Source organism: Escherichia sp. 94.0001, assembly GCF_013369155.2.
In the GTDB taxonomy this organism is placed as follows: domain Bacteria; phylum Pseudomonadota; class Gammaproteobacteria; order Enterobacterales; family Enterobacteriaceae; genus Escherichia; species Escherichia coli_F.
Window position 1 is genome coordinate 1 of sequence record NZ_JABWMS020000123.1, and the last position, 4,788, is coordinate 4,788.

At 41.6% G+C, this 4,788-nt stretch carries 2 protein-coding genes and 3 pseudogenes; 1 reads left to right on the forward strand and 4 read right to left on the reverse strand.

Annotated elements, in window-relative coordinates; genetic code table 11:
* Nucleotides 1-833: pseudogene (locus HEN33_RS24205) on the reverse strand (IS3 family transposase); the annotation flags it as partial.
* Nucleotides 834-1,062: 229 nt separating this feature from the next.
* Between HEN33_RS24205 and HEN33_RS24210 the strand changes: the two are divergent.
* Nucleotides 1,063-1,242 (forward strand): annotated as a pseudogene (locus tag HEN33_RS24210) (GNAT family N-acetyltransferase); the annotation flags it as partial.
* A gap of 239 nt (nt 1,243-1,481) precedes the next feature.
* Here the strand turns inward: HEN33_RS24210 and HEN33_RS24215 are convergent.
* From HEN33_RS24215 to HEN33_RS24225, 3 genes and pseudogenes are all read right to left on the reverse strand, one after another.
* Nucleotides 1,482-2,357: pseudogene (locus HEN33_RS24215) on the reverse strand (secretion protein EspS).
* A 205-nt stretch (nt 2,358-2,562) separates the two neighbouring features.
* Nucleotides 2,563-3,381 carry an SdiA-regulated domain-containing protein gene (locus HEN33_RS24220; RefSeq protein ID WP_000830675.1) on the reverse strand — a complete coding sequence of 273 codons (819 nt, stop codon included), beginning with the start codon at nt 3,379-3,381 and terminating at the stop codon, nt 2,563-2,565.
* 146 nt (nt 3,382-3,527) lie between these two features.
* Entirely contained in the window at nt 3,528-4,673 is a 1,146-nt protein-coding gene (locus tag HEN33_RS24225) for an EspG domain-containing protein (protein WP_000606964.1), read from the reverse strand.
* Nucleotides 4,674-4,788: the final 115 nt, after the last annotated feature.

Below are 4,788 nucleotides of genomic sequence, written 5' to 3' on the forward strand. Positions count from 1 at the left end.
TGGCAGCCTGAGTTCACAGATAAAACACTCTCCAGGAAAACCGGGGCGGTTCAGATCCATAACAACCGCCAGATAGCACCAGCGATTTCCTGCCCAGAGATACGTAATATCTCCACACCATACCCGGTCTGGCTCCGGTACTGCGAACTGACGCTCAAGCAGATTCGGCAGGCTGGTATGCTCCTGACGGGCATTTTTATACTGATGTTTTCCGGGCTGACAACTGCTCAGGTTCAGATATTTCATCAGACGTCCGGCACGGTAACGGCTCATCGGGACGCCGTTTTGAGTCAGCATTTCAGCCAGAGTGCGCGCGCCCGCAGAGCCCCGACTTTGGTTCCACGCCCGGCGTATTTCGCTGCACAACCTGACTCGTGCCGGATTAACCGTATCGCGTCGTTTTCGCCAGTACCGGTAACTGCTGCGGTGTATTTCCAGAGCAGAACACAGGCTGACAACCGTGTGGCTGTCACTTAGTCTGGCGGCTATCGTGAACCGTTCAGCGAGTCGGACATTAAGAGCGCGGTAGCCTTTTTTAATATCGTATTTTGTTCCTCCAGACGGCGAACTTGCTTTTCCAGCTCGCGGATACGTTGCTGGTCTGGAGTAATGGGTGTGGCAGAGGGCGTAATACCCTGGCGCTCTCGCCTGAGCTGGCGTACCCAGCTCTCAAGCGTGGTTGAACCGACATTCATCGCTTCACTGGCCTGTCGATATGAGTAGCCCTTATCAACAATCAGCTGTGCACATTCCAGCCTGAACTCAGGGGTGAAGGTTCGTTTGGTTTTCTTGTTCATTAAGTCACCTGTTTTGTGTTGTGGTGAGAATATCACCTTTCATCAGGTGGCCAAATTTAGTGTGCCACTACAGGGGCAGCCCGTGCCTTGTGGGCAGGGACAGGTATCACTGGTGGGATAAGACTGTCTGATTGGTATTAAATATATAAGAGAGAGATCAAATACATGAGTTCATATATGTGAAATAAATCTGTGAGTGTGATCAGCAGACCAGTCTACCCAGTAGCAACAGATTGCGTTGTACTCACAGGGTTATCCCTGATAACTGACCATTATCGAACATACCGATGTTGATGAAAGCCTGAAAGGGCAGGGGATTGGTAAACGGCTGGTGGCGAAGGTGGTGGAAAAAATGCGCCGGGAGAAGCGGAAGATTATCCCGCTATGTCCGTTTGCGAAACACGAGTTCGATAAAACGCGCGAGTATGATGATATTCGTAGCTGAGCAGAGAAATTGTATCCGTCGTAAGCAATACAAATCAGAAGTGATGTTATGGGCATGTTTAAGCGGAATAACCCCGTAAATTCGGGGTTATTCAGGTTTTTGGCAAGCTGTACTTTGTTTATACCTGATGTGGTGTGAACGCTCTATTCTGCCTACAAATTAAACATATTGCAGGATCTAATATAGGTCTGATAAGCGTAGCGCATCAGGTAATGACACAAACCTATATGCAGACTCAATTAGTCAATATCTGTGGGTTGAGTTCTGCCAAGGGAGACTCTGTAGTCACTTCTTCTTACCGTCTGTTCAGGTGTTGCAGGCACTGTTGTGGAGCGTAGATGCGTTGTTGGTTTGCCATGCTCTGGAACATAAAAAACACCAGTGCCATGATAACCGGATACAGAAACGTTAATTCAACGGCCTTCAAACTCGGCATAGACGTGTTCTGCTAATGAACGCTTTTGACCAAATAATGCACTAGCCAACCAGCCGCTGTTGGTTTTTGTTGATTTTTCTATTTCTTCAGGAGAGAAATCATTGTTTTTTGTTATGTTGGCTGAGTGACAGGATGTTAATCTGATGTCTTCTACTTCATGAAGATTATGTTCTACCAGACGATTGACGATATCAGTTGGTGATAAAAATTCATCTCCACACTTAAGAAGAGGTAGGCCAGCAGAACCATCCCCTGGCAGATAAATTTTATTGTATTTTTCTGGTGTTAAATCCTTTGGTAGGATAGTTTTCATCTCTGTTGCCGCAATACTTATAGCTGCTGCGGCAGCAACATCGGTGTTACTTGATTGTAGATAACTTCTGTTTGCACCAAGAAAGGTAAACTCTGTTTTCTTTTTATCAAAATCTTGTTTTGTAGCTTCGTGCAGGAATAATATATCATAAGGTTTTGTCCCTGTTGTGACTCTTGAAACATTTTGACCAAGAATATTAAGAGCATATTCACCTACGGATTTTGTTCCTAAAAACACAAGCAATCCTTCTTTCTCTGGCACTGTCTCTATTTTTCTCCCTCCAGGAATTGTGGAGATGGATTGAGATTGTTCTGCCGGAATTGATACGCTGGCGCTTATAGGTAGCTGGGATCTTATACTAAACATACAACCTCCTTCTTAGTTTGTTTAAATGTGAGTTCATGATAATTCTAATGGAGTGAGTAATATTTTAGTTGATAATAGCTGATATCCTTTTCAGCTATTAATCTGTTTATTTCAGAGTAAAATTTTTATTAATATTAGATTCGTATTTTGCGAGTTTCATGAGATTGCCAGATTTGGTCGCTCAATACTAAGGCTAGTGACAGACTTATTTATTAGGGACAAATTTAGCGAGGATATCAGGTTCACTAGCGACATAAATGCTTTCATCAGGCAGAGTTACAATGCCTTCAGGTTGGAGCAAATCACTGGTCAGAGAATGATTTCCTTTTGTCAGGTCCATCATCTCAACGAAAGACATTTCTGTCAGGTTAAACTTGAGTAACTTACGCGATTCATCGGACAGAATCATCAGACTTTCATTATTAAAGTCCAGGCCGGATATATCTTTAACATGTATATCATTTAGTTCCTCTGGAATCGTTACTTGTTTTGCACTCAGCAGATCTGGAGAAAGCTGATAGGCAAACATGCCTGTAGGGCGTCGTTCTTTAGCGACAAACAGCATCCGGCCTTCTGCTTTCCATGCCAGTCCTTCAAACCCTCTATTTTTTTTATTGAATTTTTCTAACTGAATTTTATTTCGCAAGGAGATATGCATATCTTTTGTAACTGTAAAAAAGAATAGTTCAGAAGTCTTTTCGTCTACTGCAGCAAAAATGTTCCCTTGTATGTGCTCAATGGTTTCGGCATCAGAGATAAAAGGCAGCGGGGCTCGGCCGATGATGTCGCCACTTCTGGCTATTTTAAGTAGCTGCGCAGGGCTATTCTGGGTGGCATACAGGAAATCATCCTCTTTATTATACGTAAGAGATGATAAGTTCACCGTATTTGGTAATTGTTTTATAAATGAAAGTGAGTATTCCTGTGGTGATTTTTTGTAACCATAATCAAATACAAATAATATTAATGCAATTGGTGTGACAAACATTGCAATAAAAAATGCAATAAATAAGCTTCTTTTCATTCCTTCTCCATTCGCTATAAATGGTTTGCGAAATAAATATCTTTGTTTTGTATGATTGCTGTGAGGTTAAATTATTAATAATTGTGAGTGTGATTAGTTATTGTTTGTTTTGATAAATAAAGTGTGTGGTGTCCATTTTTTTATTTTTAAATGTTTTTCAGGTATGTTTCAGATGCGCCATACCTTGGTTGTAGCGTTCTTACCATCTCATCGATTTCACATTTCACACCTTGTGGCACTTCATAGGAGGTCCTGTTCGTCAACATTCCTAACTCGTTGGGGCGGTCTTCTGGCGCCATTATCAGAATCCCGGTATGGCTGGCAACGTGAATGCTTCCATCTGGTGATTGAGAGATACTTATGTTAATGCACGCGTTAGGTACATCTAACGATCTTTCCACATTGTATTCTCTGGCTTGAGAGATCCTTGTATGTGTCAACATTAAGGCTGGCACATTGAAAGATTGATAGAAAGCCGAGCATATGGCTGTTGCCGCTTCGGGGTGGCATAAAAACTCCACAACTTCAGCTTTCTGTTTATCGCTGCCGCTGCTTTCCCTTGCTATTTGCTCTGCATGATGACGAGAAATACCATTATTTATAACATTCCGGGCAAGTGATGAATGTGTGTCTTTAAGTCCTAGTGCATCGCGAAGCAATTTTTGTGCATCTACAGGTATATCAACACCATTGAGTGAAAGCTTTGCATTGCCGAGTCCTCGAAATGTATCCATAAACATAGAGCTGAATGGTGTAGGCCCGGAAAACGGATCTGTTTGAGTATTATGAGGAATCAAGGTTGCTGATAGTTTTGACGTAAAACTAAGTAGATTGTGCATTGACTTATGATCAGTCAGGTCCATCTTAGATAAGGCACGATGAACCTGAATGTATGGCATGTGGAGATTGATGGGTAAAGATTGTAATAACCTATTTTGTTCGTTTGACTCCAGGAGCATAAGAATCTTTTCATTATCTGGTGTGCGAATCTCGGCTTCAACAAGTTCGCTGTTAGTGACGGAAATTCTTAAGGATGAGCCATCTGCAAAATTAGCATATATTCTGCCCAATTCATTAGGCGCGGGAGATACAGGTTCTAAAACGGTTAACAACTCTTGAAATGTTTGCCTTTCACTACGAGTATACGTTGGATTCCATAAACCAAAACTAAGAACTTTTAGTAATTTTTCAGCGCATGACATATCATTCCACTGCTTTTTAAAATCAGAATTAATTCTAATTGCAGCATCTAAAACTAAAGATGCGGAATTATTATTAAGTCCGTTTATCATGAGAGATTCCCCTATCTCATTTATTATGAATGATTCGACAACAGATATCATATAGCATGATATAGTGTCAATAATATATAAGCTATTTATAGCGAGAGTTTTAAATGTATAGAGA

What these genes read in the sequence shown, in the direction of transcription:
- HEN33_RS24225 (WP_000606964.1), bottom strand. Translation starts at nt 4,673, where the DNA reads ATGATAAACGGACTTAATAATAATTCCGCATCTTTAGTTTTAGATGCT.
- HEN33_RS24220 (WP_000830675.1), bottom strand. Translation starts at nt 3,381, where the DNA reads ATGAAAAGAAGCTTATTTATTGCATTTTTTATTGCAATGTTTGTCACA.